The following is a 207-nucleotide window of genomic DNA, read 5'->3' on the forward strand; positions in this document are numbered from 1 at the left end:
TCCGCATGGAAGGGCCATCGCTCAACGGATAAAAGCTACCCCGGGGATAACAGGCTTATCTCCCCCAAGAGTCCACATCGACGGGGAGGTTTGGCACCTCGATGTCGGCTCCTCGCATCCTGGGGCTGTAGTCGGTCCCAAGGGTTGGGCTGTTCGCCCATTAAAGCGGTACGCGAGCTGGGTTCAGAACGTCGTGAGACAGTTCGG

1 rRNA gene is annotated in these 207 nt (G+C 59.4%); it reads left to right on the plus strand.

Annotated features, from left to right (window positions below):
• Nucleotides 1–207 (plus strand): 23S ribosomal RNA (locus MR113_RS28245); the annotation flags it as partial.

It is taken from the genome of Bacillus cereus group sp. BfR-BA-01379 (assembly GCF_022663605.1).
Taxonomy (GTDB): domain Bacteria; phylum Bacillota; class Bacilli; order Bacillales; family Bacillaceae_G; genus Bacillus_A; species Bacillus_A mobilis.